The 24831-nt window shown below is 61.8% G+C and carries 25 protein-coding genes; 9 read left to right on the top strand and 16 right to left on the bottom strand.

Annotated features, from left to right (window positions below):
* Positions 1–57: 57 nt before the first annotated feature.
* Together AC1DXU_RS13065 and AC1DXU_RS13070 are read right to left on the bottom strand one after the other, a co-directional pair.
* Entirely contained in the window at positions 58–1659 is a 1602-nt protein-coding gene (locus tag AC1DXU_RS13065) for an MBL fold metallo-hydrolase (RefSeq protein WP_477369021.1), read from the bottom strand.
* An 11-nt stretch (positions 1660–1670) separates the two neighbouring features.
* Positions 1671–2507: a universal stress protein gene (locus AC1DXU_RS13070; RefSeq protein ID WP_477369023.1), complete on the bottom strand. Its 837-nt coding sequence runs from the start codon at positions 2505–2507 to the stop codon at positions 1671–1673.
* Between the two features lie 472 nt (positions 2508–2979).
* Here AC1DXU_RS13070 and AC1DXU_RS13075 point away from each other — a divergent pair, with 472 nt between their 5' ends.
* Entirely contained in the window at positions 2980–3432 is a 453-nt protein-coding gene (locus tag AC1DXU_RS13075) for a pyridoxamine 5'-phosphate oxidase family protein (protein WP_477369025.1), read from the top strand.
* A 65-nt stretch (positions 3433–3497) separates the two neighbouring features.
* Here the strand turns inward: AC1DXU_RS13075 and AC1DXU_RS13080 are convergent, their stop codons facing one another.
* The 4 genes from AC1DXU_RS13080 to AC1DXU_RS13095 all read right to left on the bottom strand — a co-directional run bounded on the left by AC1DXU_RS13080 (position 3498) and on the right by AC1DXU_RS13095 (position 6787).
* Positions 3498–3908 (bottom strand): TadE/TadG family type IV pilus assembly protein, encoded by a 411-nt coding sequence (locus tag AC1DXU_RS13080; RefSeq protein WP_477369027.1) that lies wholly within the window; start codon positions 3906–3908, stop codon positions 3498–3500.
* On the bottom strand, positions 3898–4338 hold the full coding sequence (locus AC1DXU_RS13085; RefSeq protein WP_477369029.1) for a TadE/TadG family type IV pilus assembly protein: 441 nt from the start codon (positions 4336–4338) through the stop codon (positions 3898–3900). The genes AC1DXU_RS13080 and AC1DXU_RS13085 overlap by 11 nt, the downstream gene beginning before the upstream one ends.
* Positions 4339–4342: 4 nt before the next feature.
* Positions 4343–5578, bottom strand: coding sequence for a pilus assembly protein TadG-related protein (locus AC1DXU_RS13090; protein WP_477369031.1), 1236 nt, complete (start codon positions 5576–5578; stop codon positions 4343–4345).
* Between the two features lie 345 nt (positions 5579–5923).
* Positions 5924–6787, bottom strand: coding sequence for a bile acid:sodium symporter family protein (locus AC1DXU_RS13095; protein ID WP_477369033.1), 864 nt, complete (start codon positions 6785–6787; stop codon positions 5924–5926).
* 185 nt (positions 6788–6972) lie between these two features.
* On the opposite strand from AC1DXU_RS13095, the gene AC1DXU_RS13100 reads away from it, so the two are divergent.
* The 5 genes from AC1DXU_RS13100 to rimO all read left to right on the top strand — a co-directional run bounded on the left by AC1DXU_RS13100 (position 6973) and on the right by rimO (position 12004).
* Positions 6973–8766, top strand: a complete 1794-nt coding sequence (locus AC1DXU_RS13100; RefSeq protein WP_477369035.1) for an Rcat domain-containing protein — start codon at positions 6973–6975, stop codon at positions 8764–8766.
* 30 nt (positions 8767–8796) lie between these two features.
* Positions 8797–9156, top strand: coding sequence for a hypothetical protein (locus AC1DXU_RS13105; protein ID WP_477369037.1), 360 nt, complete (start codon positions 8797–8799; stop codon positions 9154–9156).
* A 108-nt stretch (positions 9157–9264) separates the two neighbouring features.
* On the top strand, positions 9265–9672 hold the full coding sequence (locus AC1DXU_RS13110) for a DUF930 domain-containing protein (RefSeq protein WP_477369039.1): 408 nt from the start codon (positions 9265–9267) through the stop codon (positions 9670–9672).
* A gap of 208 nt (positions 9673–9880) precedes the next feature.
* The gene (locus tag AC1DXU_RS13115; RefSeq protein WP_477369041.1) at positions 9881–10540 is read left to right on the top strand and encodes a TerC family protein; all 660 of its coding nucleotides are present in this window, start codon (positions 9881–9883) and stop codon (positions 10538–10540) included.
* A 150-nt stretch (positions 10541–10690) separates the two neighbouring features.
* Positions 10691–12004: a 30S ribosomal protein S12 methylthiotransferase RimO gene (gene rimO, locus AC1DXU_RS13120; protein ID WP_477369043.1), complete on the top strand. Its 1314-nt coding sequence runs from the start codon at positions 10691–10693 to the stop codon at positions 12002–12004.
* A gap of 84 nt (positions 12005–12088) precedes the next feature.
* Here rimO and AC1DXU_RS13125 read toward each other — a convergent pair whose 3' ends face one another.
* Entirely contained in the window at positions 12089–12532 is a 444-nt protein-coding gene (locus AC1DXU_RS13125; RefSeq protein ID WP_477369044.1) for a hypothetical protein, read from the bottom strand.
* A gap of 238 nt (positions 12533–12770) precedes the next feature.
* Between AC1DXU_RS13125 and AC1DXU_RS13130 the strand changes: the two genes are divergently transcribed.
* A complete protein-coding gene (locus AC1DXU_RS13130) occupies positions 12771–13877 on the top strand; it encodes an acyltransferase family protein (protein ID WP_477369046.1) in 1107 nt (368 codons plus the stop codon).
* Positions 13878–13924: 47 nt separating this feature from the next.
* Here the strand turns inward: AC1DXU_RS13130 and AC1DXU_RS13135 are convergent, their stop codons facing one another.
* The 8 genes from AC1DXU_RS13135 to AC1DXU_RS13170 form a co-directional block, all read right to left on the bottom strand.
* On the bottom strand, positions 13925–14992 hold the full coding sequence (locus tag AC1DXU_RS13135) for a BMP family ABC transporter substrate-binding protein (protein WP_477314832.1): 1068 nt from the start codon (positions 14990–14992) through the stop codon (positions 13925–13927).
* A 49-nt stretch (positions 14993–15041) separates the two neighbouring features.
* Entirely contained in the window at positions 15042–15962 is a 921-nt protein-coding gene (locus AC1DXU_RS13140) for an ABC transporter permease (protein ID WP_477369048.1), read from the bottom strand.
* Entirely contained in the window at positions 15962–17074 is a 1113-nt protein-coding gene (locus AC1DXU_RS13145; RefSeq protein ID WP_477369050.1) for an ABC transporter permease, read from the bottom strand. The genes AC1DXU_RS13140 and AC1DXU_RS13145 overlap by 1 nt, the downstream gene beginning before the upstream one ends.
* Positions 17071–18648 (bottom strand): ABC transporter ATP-binding protein, encoded by a 1578-nt coding sequence (locus tag AC1DXU_RS13150; protein ID WP_477369052.1) that lies wholly within the window; start codon positions 18646–18648, stop codon positions 17071–17073. The genes AC1DXU_RS13145 and AC1DXU_RS13150 overlap by 4 nt, the downstream gene beginning before the upstream one ends.
* A gap of 133 nt (positions 18649–18781) precedes the next feature.
* The gene (locus tag AC1DXU_RS13155) at positions 18782–19759 is read right to left on the bottom strand and encodes a quinone oxidoreductase family protein (protein WP_477369054.1); all 978 of its coding nucleotides are present in this window, start codon (positions 19757–19759) and stop codon (positions 18782–18784) included.
* 32 nt (positions 19760–19791) lie between these two features.
* A complete protein-coding gene (gene pcsA, locus AC1DXU_RS13160) occupies positions 19792–20625 on the bottom strand; it encodes a phosphatidylcholine synthase (RefSeq protein WP_477369056.1) in 834 nt (277 codons plus the stop codon).
* The gene (locus AC1DXU_RS13165) at positions 20622–21236 is read right to left on the bottom strand and encodes a DUF1326 domain-containing protein (RefSeq protein ID WP_477369058.1); all 615 of its coding nucleotides are present in this window, start codon (positions 21234–21236) and stop codon (positions 20622–20624) included. Before AC1DXU_RS13165 ends, pcsA begins: the two co-directional genes overlap by 4 nt.
* A 14-nt stretch (positions 21237–21250) precedes the next feature.
* Complete coding sequence (locus tag AC1DXU_RS13170) at positions 21251–22189, bottom strand: DUF2182 domain-containing protein (RefSeq protein WP_477369060.1); 939 nt, start codon at positions 22187–22189, stop codon at positions 21251–21253.
* A 60-nt stretch (positions 22190–22249) separates the two neighbouring features.
* Between AC1DXU_RS13170 and AC1DXU_RS13175 the strand changes: the two genes are divergently transcribed.
* Together AC1DXU_RS13175 and hspQ are read left to right on the top strand one after the other, a co-directional pair.
* On the top strand, positions 22250–23461 hold the full coding sequence (locus AC1DXU_RS13175; RefSeq protein WP_477370333.1) for a UbiH/UbiF family hydroxylase: 1212 nt from the start codon (positions 22250–22252) through the stop codon (positions 23459–23461).
* Positions 23462–23682: 221 nt separating this feature from the next.
* Positions 23683–24006 carry a heat shock protein HspQ gene (gene hspQ, locus AC1DXU_RS13180; protein WP_477246952.1) on the top strand — a complete coding sequence of 108 codons (324 nt, stop codon included), beginning with the start codon at positions 23683–23685 and terminating at the stop codon, positions 24004–24006.
* 79 nt (positions 24007–24085) lie between these two features.
* On the opposite strand, the gene AC1DXU_RS13185 is transcribed toward hspQ, so the two are convergent.
* Positions 24086–24712, bottom strand: coding sequence for an invasion associated locus B family protein (locus tag AC1DXU_RS13185; RefSeq protein ID WP_477314848.1), 627 nt, complete (start codon positions 24710–24712; stop codon positions 24086–24088).
* Between the last annotated feature and the right edge of the window lie 119 nt (positions 24713–24831).

A 24831-nucleotide genomic window follows, 5' to 3' on the forward strand; every position in this document is an offset into this window, starting at 1 on the left:
TCGTCGATCTGCAGCGAATGGACACCAACGCGCTCGCGCGCCATCGCTTCGCGGTCTCTATGCGTCCGTGTCCTCGAGCGCCCTGCGCATGCGCCTGATCACCGCTGCTCGACTCCGTTCGTCGGCCGCGGCGCTGACCGCCTCGTTTACGTCGAGGAGAAGCTTTGAAAGGTCATTGTGCCAGTCGAGGCGGGCAATCTTTTCCGGCCTCAGACGGCGGGGCTCGTTGACCTCGACCGGCAAACTGCGACCGGGGGTCAATTGGAAAGCATCGTCCAGCCTGGGAATGATGATCTTGTCGTCGGGTATCAGTCCTGCAAGCCTTCCACGCAGACCGCCGAGTCCAGCCTCCTCTCCATGCGTCAGGAACACCTGCTGCCTCACCGGAGTTCGGGCCTTGAGCCAGGCGACCAGTTCGCTGGCGTCGGCGTGGCCGGAATAGAGGTCGAACAGGCTGATACGTGCCTTGACCTCGACTTCCTCGCCCTGGATGCGCACACGCTGCGCGCCGTCGAGCAGGATCCTTCCGAGCGACCCTTGGGCCTGATATCCGGCCATCATCACCGTGGCGTTCCTGCGCCAGAGATTGGCCTTGAGATGATGGCGGATACGCCCCGCATCGCACATGCCGCTGGCGGCGATCACCACGAAGAAGCCGGTTAGGCGGTTGATCGCCTTGCTCTGTTCCACCGTCTCGGTGAAGCGCAGCTCCTTCGAGTTGAGGGCCAGGCGCAGTACGTCACCCTGTTCGATCTCGTTGGCATGGCGCTCGAAAATCGCACTGGCGCGTGTTGCCAGCGGCGAGTCGACGAAGACCGGGGCAGACGGCACCTCCCCCGATTTCATGAGCAAATACAGATCGACCAGTAGTTCTTGCGTCCTCTCGACAGCAAAGGACGGAATGATGAGGGGGCCGCCCGCCTCGGCGGCGTCACGCACGATGTCGCCGAGTTGGGATCGCCGCTGTTCGGGCGAAATGTCCGGCCGGTCGCGGTCGCCATAGGTCGATTCGCAGATCAGATAGTCAACACCAGCGGGTCCCTCGGGATCGGTTTGAAGAAGCTTGTGGCCTGGGCCGATGTCGCCCGAGAATATGATGCGCAGCGGCGCATCGTGTCGGTCGATCTCGAGCTCCACCGACGCCGAACCAAGCAGGTGGCCAGCGTTCCAGAAGCGAGCGCGAAGGCCTTCGGCGACCGTGGTCCATTCGCCATATTCAAGGGCGCGGAACAAGGTCATGCACGCGGCCGCATCCTGCTGACTGTAGATCGGCTCGACGGGCGGGCGCCCGCGCTGCGCGTTACGACGGTTCAGTTGCTCGACCTCCATTTCCTGGATATGCGCCGCGTCGGGCAGCATGACCGAGCAGAGATCGATGGTCGCGCGGGTCGTATGGATGGGACCAGAAAAGCCGTGTTTGACCAGTTTCGGCAAAAGGCCGCTGTGATCGATATGCGCGTGCGTCAGGATGACAGCGTCAATCGCGTCCGGGGGAAACGGGAACGCACCGTAGTTCAATTCCCGTTCCGACTTCGACCCCTGGAACAGGCCGCAGTCGATGAGGATGCGCGAATGCGGCGTCTCGATCTCATAACATGAGCCGGTGACGCCATGGGCTGCGCCGTGAAAACGCACGATAGGATCCGTATCGCCTCTCATCTCGGGCCGACCTAATGCGACAAGAGAACAGGCAGGCGCAGATCCGCGAGAATGCCTTCGGTGGCACCGCCAAGCACGAAGTCCCTGACGCGGGAGTGACCGTATCCGCCCATGACAAGCAGGTCGCCGCCGATCTTGAGAGCATGCTCCTGAAGAGCTGTTCCGATCGAACTGTCCCCTGCCCGGATAGAGGCAGCCTTGGCCACCAGCCCACGCGTCCTCAAGCCCAGCGCAAGGCGTTCGCCGATGCCCTGTCCCGGAAGCGGCTTTTCGTCGGTGACGGTCACAACGGTGACCATGGACGCACGGTCAAGAAAGGCCCGCGCGTCGGCAACGGCCCGTGCGGCCACTCGGCTGCCGTTCCAGGCGATGACGACATGTCCAAGCACCCCAACGTCCGTGGAGTCGGGAAGAAGCAAGGTCGGTCGACCCGAGCCGAACAGTATCGCCTCGGCTAGCATCCGCGCCGTCTGGTTGGTTGGCGCCCAGCCGACCAGACAGAGATCGAAATAGCGGGAATGCTTCGCGGCGACATCGCCCATCAAGGCTGGTGGTGCGGTCAACTCCTGCGTGGTGATGGTCACACCCTCGTGCGCGGCCTCTTGGGTAATTGTCCCGAGCAGTTCTTTGCCATGCTTACGACTGGTCGCCTCGACCTCTTGTATCTTGTAGGGAAGGTCCAGCAAGTAATTTGAGAGCGCGTTCGAAACGTCGGGAATGTCGACATTGATGGCAACGGCATGCAGCGTCGCGTCGATATTCCTGGCGAGTGCGACTGCATTCGATGCGATCTTTGCTGTGTTCGCATCCGGGTATGTGGCCATGCAGAGCGATGCCATGAGCTTCATCAGATTCCGCCTCCGTTGCGACAAGGTCGCGCCACCGTCATGCCAGCGCTTCGACACTTTGGAGGCAATCGACGGCGCGAGCATTGATCCACCGCAAATGCTGCGATCGGTGGGGCGGCATAAGGTTTGCGCAGGTACGCTCGCCAAAACCGATTGGCGCCGCCAAATGCGGACTTTCAGCACTACCGGCGACGAGCGCACTTGGCGTGATCGTGATACCGCCTGCCTAGTCAAAGGCCGAAGTCGAGCAATGTCGGCTACTGATCCCTTGGCCGTGTTTCAATCGATCCATGTCGCTGTCCGTTTGCTGACGTTCGTGACAACCGATGGCCCCATCGCGCGAACATAGCAGCAACCAGCCGTTGCGGCCGAGAAGCGTTTGCGAGCCATCTTCGTTGATGTGCGTCAATGTCAGGAGATCGACAGTCTCCTACTATCGCGTCACGGTCGGCATCGACTTTGGAGACAACCGATGAACGAAGAGGTCAGAAACAAGATCCTGACGCTGCTGGATCAACACCGCATCATGACAATTGCAACGCTGAGGCCGGACGGCTGGCCGCAGGCGACGACCGTCGGCTATGTGAACGAAGGCCTTACCCTTTACTTCCTTTGCGGTCTGGAAAGTCAGAAGGCCGCGAATTTGGCCCGAGACGATCGCGTGTCCTTGACCATCGATCACGACACGCCACAGGTTATGGAAATCACCGGGCTTTCCATGGCGGCGCGCGCGCAGGCGGTGGCAGACCGGGCCGAAGCGGGAAAGGTCCTGCGGATGCTGCCGTTGAAGTATCCGGAGCAAGTCGCGCTGCCAGGTCCGATGCCGACTCCGGAGCAGGTGCGCATATTTCGCGTTATGCCTACTGTCATCTCCGTGCTCGACTACTCCAAGGGTTTTGGCCACACCGATCTCGTCACCTGCTGAGTGCGCTTCACCCCAGACAGCTTTGGGTTATGCGGCCGCCAACTCAACGAAAGCCGGCGGTGCCTTTAGCTGGCGACCAGCGGGACGGTGACGGTTGTTGAGTAATTAATGGGGTATTGATCGAAATACGGGAACGCGATCACATAGGCGTAGTCGGCGGTAAGATGAGCCATGCGGAAACCTCCGCTGGCGGGATCAATTGCGACTGTGACCACGACATCCTTCAATCCTAACGTCAGCAGTTTTTGCGTGGCGATAGCTTGAATTTGGCTCTGTGTAAGCGAATTCTTCATCTGCAGCGCACGTGCGGACGTCTCCAGCGTGTAGCGAACGCTGGACTCCGCATTCAAGGACCACCCAAAAGCAAAAATCCCGAACAAAAGCATCACCAGAATGGGTGCGATCAGCGCAAACTCCAGCGCCGCTCCGCCGGATCGGTCTCGACGCAATCCACGTGCGGTCTGTCTAGCGGACACGGATCACCTCTTGATGGCTGATCGTGCGGGGATCCATGAAACCGCCAAAGGCGAAAGGTGGTGCCCAGGTGGCTGTCGCTTCTATCTGGACGAGGATCATCGGCACTTTCGGCCCGGCGCAGAGGCTTGACGCATCCACCACCGTACTGCCGCACATATATTGCCGCGCCATCGTGACTTGTGCGTCTTCGGGATGTCTTTCCCAGCTCGAAAGGGCAATCGCTTGTGTAGCCGGATCGTTGGCCGCACCGGCCATCAGGAGATTTGCCGCCGTCTTGACGCCGGCGCGCATCGACAATGAACTCGTGACGAAAGACCACCCGTCGATGATACCGAGCAGAACCACACACAGGATGGGCAGCACCATCGCCAATTCCACGGCGGCAACACCGGACTTGTTCCGCAAAATCTGGGCGGCAAGACGGCCCATCATGCTACTCGACAAGCCGCACGGACTGCGTCGCCGGAATGTCCTTCATTCCGAGGCCGGTGCAGTTCTGATTGATGGTGCTGCTGCCGGACCACTGTATCGTGTCGGCGACGACCTGCGTGCAACCACCCGTGCCTGAAAAATTGCCGAGATAATTGACCTGCTGCGTTGGAAAATAGAGAGCGCCGGTCAGCAAGGAATCTGCGGTTCCATTCATCGTGTTCTGCCCGCCGAGGTTGGTCCTGTCTCCATAAAGCAGCACTCCGGAATAGGTGCCGGAGGTCGGTGCGCTGAGTTTGATTGAAGCGTTGCCGTTCATGCTGACACGCGAGCTTCCCGAGAGATAGATGGTGACGCCGCTGCCGGTAATATGGGCATTCGCGTTCACTTTGAAATCGCCGGCTTGAATGACGTAAACACCGGGTTTGAGTGTCACATTGCCGCTCAAGCTCAGTCCGGCGCAGTAGGTTCCGGGCTGCAGGGTCGTCGGCTTGGTGTTCTGACAGGGGTTCGAGGCTGCTGGCGTCGGCAAATTGACGAAAGGATCGGCGGCGGGCAACGCCTGGGTCATCGGCGCGGCGCAGACGGTCGTTACGGGGTTGCTCAGAGAGACGCCGCCTGCCGATATCAGGCAATCCGCCTGCAGAGCTGCCGATCCTTGCAGCTTGATGGCGTCCGCGGCTATCGAATCCGACATGACGGAACAGCCTGTCAGTTTGACATTTGTGCTGCCGGAAAAGAGCGCCGCCTTCGACGCGGAGGGATTGAGCGCCAGTACGCAGGCTTTTGAAGCATCCGTAATGAGAGCCACCGCTCTGGCCTGTTCGGGAACAGGCCCCTGGTTGAATATCGCGGTGAAATATCGATCCAGGTTCTGGTGAACGATGACCTCAACCGCCTTGTTTGCAACGTTTGGGCCGGATGACGGCGGTGTGAAAACGCTGATTGTCCCTGGTGGCGTTGCAAAACCGTTGGACGTTGCCGAAAGCGTCGCGGCGGAGACGATCGTGGGCTTATTGGAGCCGGAAATCTTTTCCAGGGCGCCAGCATAAGCTGCGGCATCTGCGACTGCCTGCAGTTTGAGGCTGCTGTAATACCAATAGGAGGTCTCGACCCCAAAGCCCGCGGCGCCGACCACAACCGGCAAGGTGAACGCAAAGATGATGGCAACATTCGCGTTCGTGGCCCGTGTTAGGCGGCCCAGGCCAAACCGGATCCGGGTGAAGGCGCTGAATGACATAGCTTATTAGAGAGCATGCATACGTGAATGAATGGCTAAAAATTCCATTTCGATTCTTTGCAATGACGGAAGTAACCGGCAATTTCCTCTTTTGCGCCGATACAACAGCAAGATCCCTGTGCCGATCGCCTGGTGCGAGCTGAAATCAAGGAACTATGGAGGAAGGCCCGCCCGGAGATTCGCGGCTGGCCTACCTCAATCGCAGGTGCCGGTTGCCCCAATCTCTAGATTGATCAAGCGGTTTTGCTCCAGAGCGCAATGCGCCCTCCAGCGCCTTCTGGATCATCATTCGCACGAGGATCGCGTGTCCACGCCGCCGCGGCAAACAGTCTGCAAAGACTTGGGCTATCTGGCCGATCTGTTCAGCATGAACACAAAAGCCGCGGCGGTGATGTAGGCAATCAGGGCGTAGATGGCCGGCGGCACGCCCATCTCGGCATTGTTGAGCAGGAATTCGCTGAGGGCGAGCGTGATGACGAAGGCGGCGTTGTGTATGCCGGTCGCCATGGCAACGGCGACCGCCTGCCGTCTTTCGAGGCGAAGCTGAAGCGGTATGAGGTAGCCGATCGCCATGCTCGCCAGATTGAAGGCGAGCGCGGCGAGGCCGACCACCGGACCCCAGGTGACGATCACGTCCCACTGGCTGACGGCCGCAAAAATGACGACTGCCGCCAGGAAAAGCGTCGCCAAAAGCTTGACCGGGCGCTCCAGGCGGTCCGCCAGGGTTGGATAGCGGTGCTGAACCGCGATTCCGATCGCAGCGGGAACCAAGACAATGGCAAAGAACTGCAGGAACTTGTCGATCGGCAACGGCAGGATCTGTCCGGCGCCATAAAAATGCTGCAGCGAAAAATTGGTGATCAGCGGCACCGAAACCAGCGCCACCAGCGAGGTGATCGCGGTCAGCGTCAGGCTGAGCGCCGTGTCGCCCTTGGCAAGATGGGTATAGAGGACGGCCGTCGGCCCGCCAGGGCTGGCCGCGAGCAGCATCATGCCGACCGAGATGGCCGGTGGCAGCGCTGAAACCGAGACGATGCCAAAGCAGACGACCGGCAGCACCAGGATCTGCACGACAAGGGCGACTAGCAAGGTTTTCGGCCGTAAAAGGACTTGCGAAAAATCCTGGAGTTTTAGCGACAGGCCAAGTCCGAGCATGATGATGACGAGCGCCACCGGCAGAAAGATGTTGAAGGTGGCGCTGTGCTGCATGCTGATGTTCCCCTGCTGACCAGCCAAGGTCCGCGAACGCATCTATTAGCGCAAAACTATGAATACGGAATTATTCGACATTCCGGCCCGCCGCACCGGCACCCGTCCTCGGGCAATCCGGCGCGGTTCTGCTGATGCCTAATTGAGAAACAACTCACAGACGCGTGATCGCCTGGATGTCACAGATGAAGGCCGAGGCTGATCGGACTTCAGCGGTTGGCCTGGCCAAGGAGGACAGCGTCATGGCCTGCCGTGAAGTGTCGACATGGATCACCGAGAATGTGCTCACGCCCGTGGAGCGGTTCATCACCCAGGCGCGCGAAGCCTGCGAGAATGTGACCACCTGGGTCGAGGAGCAGGTGCAGCAGCCGATTGAGAATTGGGTCAGCAAGCAGGAGAAGCGCTGCCGCGAGCAGGACTGCAACTGGTGGTGCGCCTGCTGCAACAAGTGGTTCTGCTGGCTGGTCACCGTCGTGGTCCGCGTCGTCACCTGGGTCGTCGTCACCATCGGCAAATGGGTCACGCACCTGGTCTGCAAGATCGTCACCACGGTTGTCGGCATCGTCGTCGAACTGGTGCTGAAGGTGATCACCCGGCTCGTCACCTTCTTCGTCTGCCTGTTCGAGGATCCGGTGAAGGCGTTCTCGGCCCTTTGGGACCTGGTCAACGACGTCGTCGACGCGGTCGACGATGTGTTCGAGCTGGTCGTGTCGCTGCTCGACGACGTGGCCGAAATCCTGCACGAGGTCGGCGACCTCCTGGGCTCGCTGGGCCGCACCTTCTGCATCTTCGGCGACGGCGCCTGCGCCTTTTTCGGGGCGATCTTCGGTGCCCTCGAAGGCCTGCTGGACTGGGCGGCCGATGTGGTCGACTGGGTGCGCGATACCGTCGAAGGCATCCGCGATCTGGCTATCGGCATCCTCAGCCTGGACTGGTGCCGCATCCAGAAAGGGCTCGGCATCTTCAATGTGCTGCGGGTGATCACCAGCGTCACGCGCCTGCTCGGCATGGTGTTTTATGTTTGCCCGCGCGAGTTGATCGACAAACGCGGCCTCGAGACCATCATCGACGACGCCTTGTCGGCGGCACTTGCCAAGGATCCGGACCGGCTGGCGCGCTCGAAGGAAAGAGCACGCCTGGGCGGCGCGCCCATCGGCGTGCCCATGGAATTGGCCCCTCGCCGTATGGCGATCCACTCCAGCGAGTTCCTGCGCGAATTGCACCGTTCCGGCGCGCTCAATCTTTACGCCGTCGCCGGACGCTTCACCGACTGCCAGGGCAAGGCGGCCTGGGAACAATTCGAGGGCGAAGTCGTCTACACCGGCACCCGGACGACGGTGACGAAGACCGACCTCGACGATTTCATCGAACTCGGCGCCGGCGCCGTGCCCTCCTTCACCGCGTATCCGATCAAGCGCGACGCATTCCGCAACCGGCTGGAGCTTGCCCAGCGCAAGGGTTTTCAGGTCGGCATCAACTTCACCTGGCCGTCGATCGGCGAGGTCGCGGTGACCGAGTCCCGCTTCGTCCCGCTCGCCAGTGACGAAAACGACGATGCCGTGCAGCAGGACCTGTTGCGGCTGATGGGCCGCCCCGACCGTGACGAGGACCTGCGCGTGGTGCCGGTGATTGCCCATTTCGGTTACGTCAGCACTAGTCTGCACGGCCTGACTTCATGGTTCCGACCGGCCCTGGGCGACGGCAGCCCGACCGGCACCACCTTCCGCGACCGCTTCCCGGAAGTCGTCTTTCAGTATGTCGCGATCCACGAGATCGGGCACTATGTCGGACTGAACCATGACGGGCACACCAGCCCGGCCGAGATCATGTGGAAGCCGGCGCTGGGCACCAACTGGGGTGAGACGATCGGCAATTACGGTTTTGGCAGCGGCGAGGCCAACTTCACCCGTGCCGACGCCGAGGCGGTGTGGCAGTGGATCACCACCACGCCCGAAGCGCTCGACAAGATCTTTCCCTGATGTGGGTCGCGCTTTGGAGAGAAGACCACCATGGAGTTCACCGTAGACAGCCTCGCCAGCCTGGAGCAGCTGCGCAGCGGCAAGCCGGCAATCCGGCGCATCCGGCTGGCTGGGCCACTCGCCGATGAAGGCACAGAGCGCGCGTTGAACCGCGCATACTTCGCCTGCGGATGCGAACAGGGCTCGGTCACCGTCATGGCCGTCCTGGTCGCATCCGTATTGCTCGGGCTGCTCAGGGGCTTCGACGGCGCCCTCGCCTGGTGGTGCATCCTGCTCTACCTCGCCGCCGCCGCGCTCATCGGCAAAGCGGCCGGGTTGACCGTTGCCCGCCTGCGGCTTGCCCGGCTCTACAGCCGGTTGAAGTCGCGTGCTGGTGTGCCCGTTTCTTGATCTGATCGAGAGCTTGGTCCCTGCCCGCCTCGATGACTTAGGGAACACGATGGTTTGACCGGATCGGACGTGTCGAGGGGCGGCAATAGTTGATTTCTCCGACAAAATATGCTGCTTCTCGCGCCCATGAAAAAGCTCTGCCTTATGTCTTTGGCGTCGCTGACGCTGGCTTGGCCAGCCAACGCGATGGACGCCGCGCTCCGCGCCGGCCTGCTGAAACTCGATCCGCAAACCCGGCTCGAACAGCGATGTGACGCCGAAGTGCTGGATCGGATCACGCATGACGACAGCAAATTCAAAGCCGATCGCGTCGTCGCCTACGCCTTTTCGACGCCTGAAATGGGCGCCGACGCAATCAAGAGCCCAGGCGCTGCCTTTCGCAGCAAGGGGCAGTGGTACCGGCTGAAATTCAAATGCGAGACGGCGCCGGACCATATGGAAGTGCTGCAGCTCCGTTACCGGATCGGCGACGAGATTCCGGAAACCGACTGGGCGAAATATAACCTCTACGACTAGAATTCATCCCTGCGACTGGATTTACCGGGATGGTGCGGTATTTCACCCGCTGTCGCCGACCGTCGTAAACCCTATGCTTTCCCGCCGCAAAAGTCCGATGCGCTGATGTTGTTCCCGGCGGTGTCTTGACGCGCGGGAAGCATCCACGTTAGGGCGTCGGGATATCCGACGACGCACACTCGGCCAACGAGCAAGGGACTTCCAGTCGATGGACATTTTCAGCGCTGCCAGCCTGACCGCCCTGCTCCAGGTCATTGCCATCGACCTTGTGCTCGCTGGCGACAATGCCATCGTCATCGGCCTGGCAGCGGCCGGCCTGCCGGCCGAACAGCGCAAGAAGGCGATTCTCGTCGGCGTGCTGGCGGCAACGGTGCTGCGCATCGGCTTTGCCGCAATCACCGTCAAGCTGCTGGCGGTCGTCGGCCTGCTGCTGGCCGGCGGCATCCTGCTTTTGTGGGTGTGCTGGAAGATGTATCGCGAGCTGCGCACGTCTCATGCCGATGAGCTGGAGGCGACCGAGGCGCTGTCCGATTCCGACCTCAACAACGACAGAACGGTGGCCGGCAAAGCGCCGCGCAAGACGCTTGGCCAGGCGGCGCTACAGATCGTCGTCGCCGATGTGTCGATGTCGCTCGACAATGTGCTGGCGGTCGCGGGCGCGGCGCGCGATCATTTTCCGGTGCTGGTCATCGGCCTGGTGCTGTCGATTGCCTTGATGGGCCTGGCCGCCAGCTTCATCGCCAAGCTGCTGCATCGCCACCGCTGGATCGCCTATATCGGCCTGGCGATCATCCTCTATGTCGCGGTCGACATGGTCTATCGCGGCGTGGTGGAAGTGTTGCCGCATGTGAACGCCGCGGTGGGCTGACACCGGCTCTCTCTGCAATTTCGGCGATTGGCGCAGATTTGCCTTTGCCCGCAGCTGCCGTGCGTTTCGCCGCAGCCGCTGCCCTGCCCATACCAATGCCACAATAAGTGTGGTACTGCGCCGCCAATCCTGAAAATCCGGAAAACCCTTATGTCTGCCCCTCGCGTCAGTTTCGTCAGCCTTGGATGCCCGAAGGCCCTCGTGGATTCGGAGCGCATCATCACGCGCCTGCGCGCCGAAGGTTACGAGATCGCGCGCAAGCATGACGGCGCCGACCTGGTCGTCGTCAACACTTGCGGCTTCCTCGATTCGGCTCGTGACGAGTCGCTCAACGCCATCGGTTCTGCACTTTCGGAAAACGGCAGGGTCATTGTCACCGGTTGTCTCGGCGCCGAACCCGACGTGATCCGCGAACGGCATCCCAACGTTCTCGCCATCACCGGCCCGCAAGCCTATGAGAGCGTGATGGCGGCTGTGCATGAGGCGGCGCCGCCGAGCCACGATCCCTATATCGACCTGTTGCCGCCGCAAGGCGTCAAGCTGACGCCGCGCCACTACGCCTATCTGAAGATTTCGGAAGGCTGCAACAACCGCTGCACCTTCTGCATCATCCCGGCGCTGCGCGGCGATCTCGTCTCGCGGCCGGCGGCGGACGTGTTGCGCGAAGCGGAAAAACTGGCCAAGGCCGGCGTCAAGGAGATCCTGGTCATCTCGCAGGACACCAGCGCCTACGGCATCGACATCAAGTACCAGACCTCGATGTTCGGCGACCGCGAAGTGCGGGCAAAATTCCTAGATCTGTCGGAGGAACTGGGCAAGCTCGGCATCTGGGTGCGCATGCACTATGTCTACCCCTACCCGCATGTCGCCGATGTCATCCCGCTGATGGCCGAGGGCAAAATCCTTCCCTATCTCGACATCCCGTTCCAGCACGCCTCGCCGCAAGTGCTGAAGAACATGCGCCGTCCCGCGCACGGCGAAAAGACGCTGGAGCGCATTCGCGGCTGGCGCGAAATCTGCCCTGATCTGGCGATACGCTCGACCTTCATCGTCGGTTTCCCCGGCGAGACGGACCAGGATTTCGAAATGCTGCTCGACTGGCTGGACGAAGCAAAAATCGACCGCGCCGGCTGTTTCAAATATGAGCCAGTCCGGGGCGCCCGCTCCAACGATCTCGGCCTCGAACAGGTGCCGCAGGAAATCAAGGAAGCGCGCTGGCACCGCTTCATGCAGCGCCAGCAGAAGATTTCGGCGACGCAGCTGGCCAAGAAGGTCGGCAAGCGCCTGCCGGTGCTGATCGACGAGGCGCATGGCACGTCGGCCAAAGGCCGCACCAAATACGATGCGCCCGAAATCGACGGTTCGGTGCATATCCAGTCGCGCCGTCCGCTGCGCCAGGGCGACATCGTCACTGTCAAGATCGACCGTGCCGACGCCTACGATCTCTACGGTTCAGCAGTCTAGGTACATCGGTCTCGACGTCCCGGCGGGACCGCCAGTTGCCAAAAAGGGCGCCTCTATGGCGCCCTTATTTCTGGCAGCGTTTCGTCAGAGCTTCACTTGCTCGATAGCAGACAGGGACCGATCGATGACCTGATTGAGGGTCTTGTCCAATCGTGTGCCTGCTGAGCCAGCCGCGACCACCGACAGCCGTGCCGCAAATCCCAGATGATAATCCACGAACCATTCGGGATGCGGCTCGGGCTCCGGAATGGGCGGCCACCACGGGGGGAGCTTCGGCAGCTTCGGTCGCGTCGGGCACCAATCGTCGAGCTCGCTCAACACCCCTTTCATGTCGTGGCCGCCGCGCTCGGCGACCCATGCGTAGCGCACGAATTCGTCGGCGATCGCGGCGCCAAGTTCGTGAGGCGGGAGCGGCTGAGGATTGAGTGCGATTTGCGCAAGTCGCCACTGGGGTCCGTGCGGGATAACGTCGTAAATGGCTGGAATACGTTTACCGATGATGGCCAAAAGTTTTTTGTTCAATTGCATAAGACTTCTCCTGCTGACGCTTGTCACGCCGGCCGATTTCGTCCGGTCCGCAAGATGAACATGGAAGTAGAACCCATTGGCGTCTGTGAAGGGTGTCACGGAGCCGTGTCACAGACATTGTGCCCCGTGCGCAATGTTCCGGCCGCTATTTACCAAATTTCGCGATAGTTGCGTCCGTTTACCCTGTTTGGCCGCGGCCTGCTTTATGGTTTCCGTATCGTAAACGCAGAGAATTTGGATGGACCCCAGACCTGCCCGCCAGGATTACATCGCGACGCTGGACCTGCTGAGGCTGGGGGCGGCACTGGCTGTGGTGGCGTTCCACTATTTCTTTCGCGGTGCGGCCGCCGGTGGCGTTCTCGCCGAGGGCTATCCGAGCGCGGCGCCGGTCGCCATCTACGGCTATCTCGGCGTCAATCTGTTCTTTCTGATCAGCGGCTTCGTCATTGCCTGGTCGGCGGAAGCGCGCGGCTGGCAACAGTTTGCAATCGCGCGTTTCGCCCGCCTCTATCCCGGCTACCTGCTGTGCATGACCATCACCTTTGTGATTGTCGTCACGGTCGGCGCGCCGCTGTTTTCAGCCTCCTTGCGCCAGTATGGCGCCAATCTGTCGATGTTTGCGCCGGCGCTTGGCCAACCCTTCATGGACGGCGTCTACTGGTCGATCCTGCTTGAGCTGGTGTTCTACGGCTGGGTGACGCTCGCTTTGTTGTCAGGGGTCTTCCAGAAATGGAAGCTGGAGTTGGTCCTCATCTGGCTGGCGATCGCGGCGCTGAACGAGTTCTTCGTCGACGGTCGCGCCATCCGGCTGCGGTTCATCACCGAGTTCGGCCCGTTCTTCGCGGCAGGCCTGCTGGTCCACCATATCCATGCCCATGGCCGCTCGGCCAACGCCTTGCTGCTGCTGGCGGCCGCCTTCCTGCTGTCCTGCTGCACGCTCTCGGTGACGCAGCACTGGATGCTCAATGAATATGGCATTGCCGTTTCGCAGACCCATCTCGTGGCCGCCAATATCGTCATGCATGCGGCGTTGATCGGCGGCGTTCTGTTGCGCAACCGTGTCAGGCCGTCCGCAGTGACGCTGGCGCTGGGCGGCTTGACCTACCCGCTCTACCTCCTGCACCAGAATATCGGCTATCTCGCGATCAATGCTGCGGCACCTGTGGTCGGTAAATGGGCTGCCGCCTTGGGCTGCGTTGCTCTCATGCTCCTGGTTTCGTGGGCGATCTGGCACTATTTCGAACGAGCGGCCCAACGCATGGTCAAGATCTGGCTCGGCCGCGTGGTCGATACCGCGCTGGTGCGATTTCGTCCGGCCTCTATCGGCGCGCAACCCGCCGAATGAAAAAGGGCGCCTCGCGGCGCCCTTCCCCCGTTCGATGTGTTGCCGGCTTACTGCGGCAGCTTGTCGTCGACACCCTTCACATAGAAGTTCATGCCGAGCAGCGTGCCGTCGTCGGCGACTTCGCCGTCCTTGAGCCACGGCGTGCCGTCCTGCTTGGCGACCGGCCCGGTGAAGGGGTTCCAGCCGTCGGCGATCTTCTTCGAAGTTGCCTCGGCCATCGCCTTCACGTCGTCGGGCATGTTGGTGAACGGAGCGAGCTTGACCGCGCCGTCCTTGATGCCGAGCCAGACATTGTCGGGCTTCCAGGTGCCGTCGAGCGCGGCCTGGACACGGCTGACATAGTACGGGCCCCATTCGTCGGTGAGCGAGGTCAATGCGGCGTTCGGCGCGAACTTGATCATGTCGGAGGACTGGCCGAAGCCGTGCAGCTTGCGCTCTTCCGCCACCTGAAGGGCAGCGGTCGAATCGGTGTGCTGAACGATGACGTCGGCACCCTGGTCAAACAGCGCCTTGGCGGCGTCGGCTTCCTTGCCCGGATCGAACCAGGAATTCACCCAGACGATCTTGGCCTTGAAGTTCGGGTTGATCGACTGCGCGCCGAGCATGAAGGAATTGATGCCCATCACCACTTCGGGGATCGGGAAGGAAACGATGTAGCCGGCAACGCCAGCCTTCGATTCCTTGGCGGCGATCTGGCCAAGCACATAGCGGCCTTCATAGAAACGCGCATTGTAGATGCCGAGATTGTCGCCGGTCTTGTAGCCGGTTGCATGCTCGAACATCACCTTGGGAAACTTCTTGGCGGCCTTCACTTCCGGATCCATGAAGCCGAAGGACGTGCCGAAGATGATCTTGCAGCCTTCGCGCGCCAGGCGCTCGAACGCACGGTCGGCATCGGGGCCTTCGGAGACGTTCTCGAGATAGGCGGTCTCGACCTTGTCGCCGAGCGCCTTCTCCACTGCGAGACGGCCCTGGTCGTGCTGGTAGGAATAGCCGAAATCGCCGATCGGGCCGGTGTAGACCCAGCAGGCCTTGAGCTTGTCGGCGGCTTGCGCCGACGCCGCCAGCGAGACGGCGGCCGTCGTGGTCATCAGGGCAATAAGCAGTTTTTTCATTGTGTTACCTCTCTGTGTTAGCCTTGGAGCTTCCCGTTTGTTTTTATTGTCAACGATCCGGAACGAATGGCTGCCCCAAGGAAGCCGGCGTGTTCATCATCGTCAGACGCTTGTTGCGCGAGATTAGAACGAGAACCACGATGGTTGCCAGATAGGGCAGCGAAGAAAGCAGCTGCGAAGGGACCGGAATGCCAAATGCCTGTGCATGAAGCTGGCCGATCCAGACCGCGCCGAAGATATAGGCGCCGGCCAGCACGCGCCATGGGCGCCACGAGGCGAACACGACCAGGGCCAGCGCGATCCAGCCGCGGCCGGCGCTCATGTTTTCAACCCACTGCGGCGTGTAGACCAGCGACAGGTGGCCGCCGGCGAGGCCGGCACAGGCGCCGCCGAAGATCACCGCGAGATAGCGATAGCGGATGACCTTGATGCCAAGCGCGTGCGCCGAGGTGTGGCTGTCGCCGATCGAGCGCAGCGTCAACCCGGTGCGGGTCTTGAACAGGAACCACATGACAGCCGCGGTCAGCGCGATCGAGATGTAGAAGATCGGGTCCTGGCCGAACAAAAGCCTGCCGACGACAGGGATCGAGGTCAGGCCGGGAATGTCGAGGTTGGGCAGCCTGACGCCGGGCTGGCCGACGAAACTGGTTCCCATCATGCCGGACAGGCCGAGACCGAGCAGCGTCAGCGACAGACCGGTCGCCACCTGGTTGGTGGCCAGCGACAATGTCATGACGGCAAACAGCAACGAGAATGCCGCCCCCATGGCGATCGCCGCCAAAAGGCCGATCCAGGGCGAGCCGGTGAGATAGCCGGCGCCGAAGCCGCCGACCGCACCCATGATCATCATGCCTTCGACGCCGAGATTGAGCACGCCAGAGCGTTCGACCACCAGTTCGCCGATCGCCGCGATGAGCAGCGGCGTCGCCGCCGTGGCGACGGTCAAAAGGATGTTGACGACGATGTCCATCAGCGGGCCTCCTCCAGCTTGGGTGCGGCTTCAAGTTTGGGCGCGGTAAGTCCGATCAGGCGAATGCGGTAGTGAATGAACGTGTCGCAGCCGAGCACGAAGAACAAAAGCATGCCCTGGAACACCCGCGCCACCTTGTCGGAGATGCCGAGCGCGCTTTGCACCGCCTCGCCGCCGAGATAGGTCAGCGCCAGCACAAGGCCAGCGGCGACGATGCCCAGCGGATTGAGCCGGCCAAGGAACGCCACGATGATGGCGGTGAAGCCGTAGCCGGGTGAGATCACCGGCTGCAATTGACCGATGGCGCCGGAGACTTCCGAGATGCCGGCAAGACCGGCCAGCGCGCCAGACAGCAGGAAGGCGAAGAACACCATGCGGTTGAGGCCGAAGCCGGCAAAACGCCCTGCCCGCGGGCTCGAACCCAGCACGCGGACCTCGAAGCCTTTCAGCAGGCGGCTCATCAGGATCCAGATCAGCAGCGCCGCAACCAGCGCAAAGACGAAGCCCCAGTTTGCCCGGCCGGCATCCGGCATCAATTCCGGCAACACGGCGGAGTCGTTGAACTGGATGGTTTGCGGAAAGCCATGGCCCTGCGGATCGCGCCACGGACCGCGCACCAGCCAGTCGAGGAACAGCTGGGCGACATAGACCAGCATCAGGCTGGTCAGGATCTCGTTGGTGCCGAAGCGTGTTTTGAGCAAGGCCGGGATAGCCGCATAGGCGGCGCCGCCGACCATGCCGAACAAAAGCATCATCGGCAGCACCAGGGGGCCTTCAAACTGCGGAAACAGCACCGGAATGATCGAGCCGAAAATACCGCCGAGGATGAACTGGCCTTCGGCGCCGATGTTCCAGATGTTGGCCTTGTAGCAGACCGACAGGCCGACCGCGATCAGGATCAGCGGTGCTGCCTTGATCGCCAGCTCATGCAGCTGCCAGACCTGGCTGATCGGCTCGATGAAGTAAATCTTAAACGCAGTCAACGGGTTGACGCCAAGCAGCGCGAATAGAACCGCGCCGGCGATCATCGTCAACACGAAGGCAATGAAGGGCGACAGCGCCGAAAACAGCATCGAGCGTTGCGGGCGTTTGACGAGTTCGAGGCGCATCATGCGATCTCCAGAACATGTTCGGCGTGGCCGGGCTCGGCGCCGCCCATCAGCAGTCCGATCTTTTCGAAAGTGGCCTCGGCGATCGGCAAGGGCTTGGACAATTCGCCATTGTGCATGACCGCGATGGCATCCGAGATCTCGAACAGCTCGTCGAGGTCCTGGCTGATGACCAGAACCGCCGAGCCGCTGCGCGCCAGTTCGATCAATGCCTGGCGGATGTGGGCGGCAGCACCGGCGTCCACACCCCATGTCGGCTGGTTGACGACCATGACGCTCGGCTTGCGGTCGAGCTCACGGCCGACGATGAACTTCTGCAGATTGCCGCCCGAAAGAGCCGCTGCTTCGGGGTCCGGCGCGCTCTTGCGCACGTCCATGGCCTCGATGATGCGCTGGGCGGCGCTGTAGATCGCAGCGCTTTTGACCACGCCGCCGGCGCCGACGAAAACCTTGCCGTCGGTGGCGTGGCGCGACAGAAGCAGGTTTTCCGAAAGCTTCATGCGCGGCGCGGCACCGTGGCCCAGCCGCTCTTCCGGGACGAAGGCAGCACCAATCAGCCGACGGCCGGTGATGGAGAGGCCACCGGCGTCCTTGCCGCGGATGCGCACGGAGGCGGTGTCCTGCTGCAGCACTTCGCCGGAGACGGATTCGAAGAACTCGCCCTGGCCGTTGCCGGCCACACCGGCAATGCCGATCACCTCGCCGGCACGCACGTTGAGATTGATGTTTTTCAGTGGGATCGAGAACGGCGTCGCCGGCTTGCGGCTCAGCGCCCGGATCTCAAGCAGCGACTGGGCTGTCTCGATGCCCTCGGCCGGCGCCCGCACCACGGCCTGCACCTCGTTGCCGACCATCATGCGGGCCAGCGACGAGGCGGTTTCCTCGCGCGGGTTGCAATGGCCGACCACCTTGCCATGACGCAGCACGGTGGCGCGGTCGCAGATGCGCTTGACCTCTTCCAGCCGGTGCGAAATGTAGAGGATGGACTTTCCTTCCGAGCGCAAACGCTCGAGCGTCTCGAACAGTTTGTCGGCTTCCTGTGGGGTCAGCACCGATGTCGGCTCGTCGAGGATGATGAGCTGCGGCGTTTGCAGCAGGCAGCGGATGATCTCGATACGCTGGCGCTCGCCGACCGACAGGTCGCCGACAAGAGATTCCGGATCGAGCGGCAGACCGTAGCTGAAGGAGAGCGCCCTCGCCTTGGCGGCGATGGTGCTGATTGGCGAGCCGTCATCCAGCGACAGCGCGATGTTCTCGGCCGCCGTCAGCGCCTCGAACAGCGAAAAATGCTGGAAAACCATGCCGATGCCGAGTTTTTTTGCAAAGCCCGGGCTGGAAATCCTGACCGCCTGCCCGTTCCAGAAAATCTCGCCCGAATTGGGCTCGAGCGATCCGAACAGCATCTTGACCAACGTCGACTTGCCGGCGCCGTTTTCGCCGAGCAGCGCGTGGATTTCACCCCTGGCCATGTTGAGATCGACATGGTCGCACGCTGTCAGCGTGCCGAATATCTTGGTGAGGCCGCGAACCTCAAGCAAGGTCGCGTCGTCTTGATTTGCACTCACAGTGCCTCCCATCTGGTTTGCCAGATATGTTCTGTGTTCCCGCAAGCATGGTAGGCGCGGCCGGCTCCGCTGGGAAAGCGGCACGCGACTTGAAAGAGCTTCAAGAATTTCAGCGGAAACTCAAGGGATAGCAAGGCAGACGGGACTAAGGGATGAGAATAGTCGTCCCGGTCGTCCGGCGACCCTCGAGGTCGGCATGCGCCTTGCCGGCATCGCTGAGTGCGTAGCGCTGGTTGATCTTGATCTTGACGGCGCCGCTGAGCACGATGTCGAACAAAGCCTTGGCGGAGGCTTCGAGGGCTTCGCGGGTGGCGTTGTAGACGAACAGCGTCGGCCGGGTCACGAACAGTGAGCCCTTTTGCGCCAGCAGCGACATCGGGAACGGCGGTATCGGTCCAGACGACTGGCCGAAGCTGACGAACATGCCGAGCGGTTTCAGGCAATCGAGCGAGGCGGGAAACGTGTCGTTGCCGACGGAATCATAGACGACATCGCATTTCTTGCCGCCGGTGATGGCGGCGATCCCGGCGACGAAATCCTGCTCGCGATAGTTGATGACATGGTCGAAGCCGTGCGCCTTGGCGAGTTCGATCTTGTCGGTGCTGCTGGCGGTGCCGATAACGGTCGCGCCAAGATGCTTGGCCCATTGGCCGAGGATCAGGCCGACCCCGCCGGCGGCAGCATGAAACAGGATCGTGTCGCCCGCCTTCACCTTGAAGGTGCGGCGCAGCAGATATTCCGCCGTCATGCCCTTGAGCATCATGCCTGCTGCCTGTTCGTCGCTGATGCCGTCCGGCACCTTCACCACGCGGTCGGCGGCGATCACGCGCTGTTCGGCATAGGCGCCGACGTTGACGGCATAGGCGATGCGATCGCCCGGTCTCAGCCAGTCGACATCCGCGCCGACCCCCACAACCACGCCGGCAGCCTCGCCACCCGGGATCAGCGGGAAGCCGCCGGGCGGCGGATAGAGGCCTGAACGATGATAGACATCGATGAAATTGAGGCCAATCGCCGTGTGCCTGACGAGGATTTGCCCGGCGCCGGGTTGTCCGGGATCGGCGTCTTCATAGGTCAGAACCTCCGGGCCGCCATGGGCGTGGATACGGATCGCTTTGGACATTGAGCAGGCTTTCTTGGGATCAGGCCTTGGGATCAGGCTTTGTCGGGATCATCGTTCCTGGCGCCAAGCGCCGGGAAGAACTGCATGATACCGCCGATGCAAGCGAGGTAAAGCCCGGTGAAGGTGATGCCGACCTTGGTGAAGACACTGACCTGCTCACCCAGCACGCCGATCTGGTCGTAGAAGGCCGCAAGGGCGGCCTGCGCCAAAGCGAGCGCGCCGAAAGCGCACCACAGCAGCGTCATGCTGAGATTGAGCGGCCGCAGCCGCACGACACGTACCGGATGGATGAAATTGATCGGCACGAAGGTCAGAATGCCCGCCGCCACGACGATGGCGAAGGAAACCCATTGTCCAGGCTCGATGACGAACAGTGTGAACACCACCATGTTCCAGACCACCGGAAAACCCTTGAAGAAATTCTCCTTGGTCTTCATGCCGGTGTCGGCGTAGTAGATCGCGCTCGACACGACGATGATGGCCGCTGACAGGAACGACAGCCGCTCGCCCATGAAGCCGCGCTGGTAAAGCGCGAAGGCCGGGATCAGCACATAGGTGACATAGTCGATGATGTTGTCGAGCATTTCGCCCGACCAGGTCGGCAGGATTTCCTTGACCTCGAGCTTCCTGGCGATCGGTCCGTCGATGCCATCAACGAACAGTGCCAGGCCGAGCCACCAGAACATCGCCGTCCAGCGCTGCTCGCTTGCCGCGACTAGCGACAGGAACGCCAGGAACGAACCCGATGCAGTCAAAAGATGGACCGAAAACGCACGCGCCTGCGGCCAGGTGACTTTCTTTTTCGGCCTTGGAATCCGGTCGGCGATTTTCTTGGCCGTTTTCCTTGCCGTTGTGTTCTTGCTCACGGGCCCCGCCAGTCCAGCTTGCAGATTTCGGCCGAACGGCCGGCAAAATTCCAGTTGCGGCCGAAAGCCCGCAGCTTGCTCTTGTCGGACCTGGCCACGATGATTTCCGGTGCGATCCAGTATTCCGAGTTGGTGATCACCGTATCCTTGTCGCGATCCTTGCCGGGAATCGGCGTCACCGCCCCGTCGATGATCTTCGGTATCTGGAAGATACGCGTCTTGTCACGCGTCTCATAGGTGATCGGCACTTGTTCGACACCCAGGAATTTTCCGACAAGGATGGAAAGCAGCGACGTGGTTCCACCGGCCTTGCCGGTGAAAATCTTCGTGAGCGCCTTGACCGCATAGACCGAGGCGCGCTGGTCGATGAACAGCCCGGCGGTCCAGTTGCCGCGGCTCATATAGCCGGGGATTTCCATGATCAGCCCCAGATTGAGGCCGGACAGGTCAACCTCGCCGAAATGGCCGGCGTCGATGCGGAATCCCGCCCAGGTCTGGCAATAACCCTCGGTTGGCGGATGATTGCCGAGAGACAGCACGCAAGGGCAAAAAACCGTGCAATTGCAGGAGAGTACGAGCTCTCCCTTCATTGCCCAGCCGTGATCTGCCATCGAATTCTCTCCCCCTACGCCGAGACTACTAGCAGGGCGGCGGCCCAGACAAGCAGTATCGCACCGGCCAGCCGGGTTGGAAGCCTGCCTGTCGTTTGTTTTTCGATCAGGGTGAACAGGCCGATGAGGGCCATCCAGAACACGTTCATCGTGCCGACGGCGAACATCACCAGCATCAGCGCCCAGCAGCAGCCAAGGCACCACACGCCTTGCTGCAGGCCGAGCTGGAAAATGCGCACAGGCCTGGCGCTCCAGTTCGCAAACAGGATCGAGAACGGGTTTTTGCATTTTGTCAGACAGGCCTCCTTGAGGCCGCTGAACTGGTAAAGGCCGGCAACCAGCAGCGCGGTTGCGCCCGCAAGCCCAACCACCGGACCCAGCAATTGCCCTGACGTAGCGAAGGCATGGACGGCAAGCGTCAGGGCCGCGAAGCCTGCCGCGGCGACCAACCATGTGCCGAGGTAGCCGGCGACCAGAACCAGCGGATGGACCACCGGTTCGCCCTTGATCCGCGCCGTGTCGGCGATCTCGCAGTAGGTGCGGATCATCGGCGCCGCTGACGGCAGCATGGTCGCGACGGCCATCAGGAACCACATGGCGACGAGCGCCAGCGCCTCTGTGGCGACGGTTCCGCCGGGCGGCGCAGGCGTGAGGCAAAGGGCGAAAAAGCGATCGAGGAAATCGGGCAGCGGCAAATGCGGCAGGTATCTCAGCATCGAATCGCCGGGTGCACCGGCGCCTGGCACCCGGCTTTCAGCGCCGCGGATGGCCATGCTGCCGAGCAGCAGCCAGGCCAGCAGGATGCTCGAGCCGACGATGATGTTGACCGTCAGCCGCGGATTGCGCGCAACGCCCGCCGTGGCGCGACCGGCACGGTCGAGATGACTGAAATCATGATCTTGGCCGGTCATGGCAATCGAATGAGCCGAATCGCCGCGTTGATCAAGCTGCATGATCTGACCTATATCCATCAGCAGGCCGAACGGGCCTGCATCGTGATGCGGAAACCGAATTTGGACCATCAGGAAACAGCACGGATACTGGTCGCCGGCAGCGGCCCGGCAGGGTTGATTGCGGCGCTCGGTTTTGCCGAGGCTGGCTTTCCCGTCACACTCGTCGGACCTGAGGCGGGCGGCGCCGATGGCCGCACCACCGCTTTGATGAACCCGGCCCTGAAAATCCTCGAGCGGTTGGGCGTCCTTGCCGACATCAGGCCCAAGGCTGCGCCGTTGAAAGTAATGCGCATCATCGATGCGACCAGCCGGCTGATCCGCAGCCCGGTGGTCACCTTTCGCGCCACGGAAATCGGCGAGGAGCAATTTGGGCTCAATCTGCCCAACAGCGCTCTCAATCCGGCGCTTGCCAAGGCGGTTGCCGCCCATGCCGGCATCGAATGGCGAAAATCAATGGTGCAGACGTGGCGTCTCGATGCCGACAGCGCCCATGCCGCCCTCGCCGACGGCAGCGAGGTCGCGGCGTCGCTGGCGGTCGCTGCCGATGGGCGCCTGTCGCCGGCACGCGAGGCAGCGGGCATTCACGCATCCGTGCGCTCCTACCCGCAGGCGGCGCTGGTGCTGAATTTCGGCCACCGTAGCGAGCACGCTTTCACCTCGACCGAATTCCACACAGAAACCGGCCCGTTCACGCAGGTTCCGCTGCCTGGCAACCGCTCCAGCCTGGTCTGGGTGGTGAGGCCGGAGACGGCGAAGGAGCTCGCAGCCCTCGACGATGCCACGCTTTCGCAGCGGGTCGAACAGCAGATGCAATCGTTGCTCGGCCGGGTGACGGTCGAGCCCGGCCGGCAGATCTACCCGCTTTCGGCGGCGTCGCCCGGACGCTTCGCGCGGAACCGGGTGGCGCTGGTCGGCGAGGCGGCGCATGTGTTTCCGCCGATCGGCGCCCAAGGGCTCAATCTCGGCATCAGGGACATCGACGATCTGATTGGAATCGCTTGCGAAAACCGCGATGACCCTGGTGCTGCAAAGGCCCTCGCGGCCTATGATATCAGGCGCCGGCCCGACATTCTGGCGCGCAGCGGCGCGGTCAATCTGCTCAACATGTCGCTGTTGTCGGACATGCTGCCGGCTCAGATGGCGCGCAGCGCCGGCCTCGGCGTGCTCGGCAGTTTCGCGCCGCTGCGCGCCTTCTTCATGCGCGAGGGGCTGCGGCCCGGCAGCGGCTTTGCTGCCCTCGCCGGTGGCTTGCGAAGGCCGGTGCGGCGGTAGCAGGCCTGCGCCAAAACCTTCGATCCGTTCGGCGCGTAGCTTGACGAGGCGTCAAGCGCTTCTGGATTGAATTGATGTGGTGTCTACGCCAAATAGAACTGGCAATCAGCCCTAAAGTCGGGCTCGATTTTTCGCAGCGTGTTGCGTAGATTCAAAGCCTTAGAGCGTCTTGGACCCTTCCAAAGGACGCGCGGCGCTCTAGGACTTAAGTGGTGAGTAAGATGAAGACAGCCAAATTCTCGATCGGACAGGTGGTTCGCCACCGGCTGTTTCCGTTCCGCGGCGTGATCTTCGATGTCGATCCGCAATTCGCCAACACCGACGAATGGTACGAGGCGATCCCGGCGGACGTGCGGCCACGCAAGGACCAGCCCTTCTACCATTTGCTCGCTGAGAATTCGGAAACGGAATACATCGCCTATGTGTCCGAGCAGAACCTGCTCGAGGACCAATCGGGCGAACCGGTCCGGCATCCGCAGATCGGCGAGATGTTCGACAAGCGGCCGGACGGTCGCTACGAGCCGAAACGCCAATCCAAGCATTGATATGGCCAGACATTGATGGGCAGGAACGAAAAAAGCGGGGCATGACCCCGCTTTTTCTAAATCCTGGACTGTCGGTCGATCAGTTGGCGGCTTTCGCCTTTTCCTGTTCGTCCTTGAGCTTCTTGGCAAAATCCTGGTTGTTCTTGGCAACGAAGTCCTGCAGCTTCTTCTGCCGGTCCTCAATGTCGGACTGCTGCAGCGGCGGGCCGTCGAAGGCGCCGCTGAAGCCGGTCAGGGCAACCTTGATCGGGTTCGGCTGGCTCTGGAAATTGATCGAGGTCAGCGTGATCGCCTGTCCCTTCTTGAAGGACGCGACCAGCTGGTCGGTCAACGGCACTTCAGCGACGCAACGATCGGGGAAGCAGACCACGTAGTCGAGCTTCACCGGTTTGTTGGCGTCGATCTGCAGGCCGATGCCGGGAGGCACGAGACGACCGGACGGAACCGTTACCTGGAACACCTTGCGGTTCACCTTGCCCTTCAACTCGATCAGGCTGACGCCGGTGACGAGCTGGCCGTTGCCGGCCGTGGTGATGTTCTGGACATTGCAGATGTCGACATCTTCCTGCTTGGTGCAGGCCTTGAACCAACCCTGCGGAACCTGCTGTTGCTGTGCGGAAGCGGCGGGAAGTTCGGCGCCCAGAAAGCCGACCACGCCTGCGGCCATGACCGTAAGGCGGTACGCGTTGCTGTTCAGGCTCGTCATGTCGTGCACTTCCTCTCAAATGATCCCAGGACCGGCTGCTTGGCGCCGTGTGGTCCAGCTACCTGTTGCCGAATTGAGGCAACAGGATGACTTCGGACGGCGTGTTACACCGCATGTGC

Source organism: Mesorhizobium sp. P3_A10 (assembly GCF_056403175.1).